The sequence below is a fragment of the Komagataeibacter kakiaceti JCM 25156 genome, from assembly GCF_000613305.1.
This window is the reverse complement of record NZ_BAIO01000474.1, coordinates 1-1799: the sequence shown is the minus strand read 5'-3', so window position 1 is coordinate 1799 and position 1799 is coordinate 1. Positions and strand designations below refer to the sequence as shown.

Sequence of the window (1799 nt, the reverse complement as noted above, 5' to 3'; positions counted from 1 at the left end):
GGCAGGGTACGCGGTCCGCGCTGCTGGATCGGGCGGTAGCGCGTTTTTCGCGGCGGCTGGCCATGCTGTCGGCTCGTGACGCCGCACCCGGACAGGCCGCCGGGCTGACCCTGCGCATCCGGTGCGTGACGACCGACCCGGCCATGCTGTCCATCCATATGAAAGAGCATTACCACCTTCAGACCGATGCGACGGGCGCCACGCTGGAGGCGGATGGCCCGGCGGGCGTGCTGCGTGGCCTGAGTACCCTGCTGCAACTGGTGGAGCGGCGGGAAAGCGGCCCGGTGCTGGACGCGGCGGTTATTGATGACAAGCCGCGTTTTGCATGGCGCGGCGTGATGGTGGATGTCAGCCGCCATTTCATGTCCGTCGCGGCGCTGGAGCGGCAACTGGATATGATGGAACTGACCCGGCTGAATGTCCTGCATCTCCATCTTTCCGATGGGCAGGGCTTTCGCGTGGAAAGTCGCCTCTACCCCCGCCTGCAGCAGGTCGCGGCCCATGGGGAATATTACACGCAGCGGCAGATCCGCGAACTTGTGGCCCATGCCGCCGAGCGGGGCATCCGTATCGTGCCGGAATTCGATACGCCGGGCCACAGCTACGCCCTGCTACAGGCCTATCCCCAATACGCGGCGCAGCCGGTTACGACGCCCATGGATCCCAAACGGGTGGTCCGCGCCGCCATGGATCCCACCAATCCGCAAACCTATGTGTTCCTGGCCCGGCTTTATCATGAAATGGCCAGCCTGTTCCCCGATGCCTATTTTCATGTGGGCGGGGATGAGGTCCGGCCCGATGAATGGACGGGCAACCCCCATATCGCCGCGTTCATGAAGCAGTATGGTTACGCCGATGTCGCGGCCCTGCAGGCCACTTTTACCCAGCGCGTGTACGCCATGCTGGCGCGTGAGGGAAAGATCATGATGGGCTGGGATGAACTGATCGACGCGCCGGTGCCGTCCAGCATCGTCATCGAGCCATGGCGCGGTTCGCGCTACACGGTTGCCGCCGCCACCGCCGGGCATCCGGTTGTGGTCTCCGCCGGGTATTATCTGGACCTGCTGCTGCCCGCCGCCGAGCACTACCGCGTTGATCCGCTTGACCCGCATGGCAACGGCCTGCCGCCCGATCTGGTGGCGCGCGCCAATGCGCCCGCGCTCAATGCCTTCACGCTCGATCCCGCTGCGCGCATGACACCGGAGCTGGCCGGGCATGTCATGGGGGCGGAAGCCCCGCTATGGACCGAAATCGTGACGGAGGAGATGCTGGATGCCCGCCTGTGGCCCCGCTGCGCCGCGCTGGCCGAGCGGTTCTGGTCGCCTGCCAGCGTGCGCGATGAAACCAGCCTCGCCCTTCGCCTGCCCGTGGTGCAGTCGGAGCTGGAAATACTGGGCAATCGCGCCACCGCCGATACCCATGGCATGATGGCGCGCGTGGCCCCGGACGACACGCCTCCGCTATCCGTCCTGTTATCCGTCACCAGTCCGGCACGTAATTACGCCCATAACCATGTTTTCGGCCCCAGCCGTGTCGCCCCGACGGCCACCCCGCGCCCGCTGGACCAGGCGGCCGATATCGCCACGCCAGATAGTTTCGAAGCCGCCGCGTTCGGGCGTGATGCGCGGGCCTATCTGGCGGGCCAGCACGACCTGATGGCGGGCCTGCGCGCCCGGCTGGAAAACTGGCGCGATAACGACACGCGCCTGCGGGACATGGCAGTACATGATCCGGCATTGCGGGAGGTGCTACCCGCATCTGCCCTGCTGGCGCAACTGGCGCAGGCCGGGCTGGACGCC

General features: G+C 66.5%; 1 protein-coding gene. It reads left to right on the top strand.

From position 1 onward, the window contains the following. Positions 1-1799, top strand: a 1799-nt coding sequence (locus JCM25156_RS15495; RefSeq protein WP_025813797.1) for a beta-N-acetylhexosaminidase, incomplete at both ends; no start/stop codon positions are given.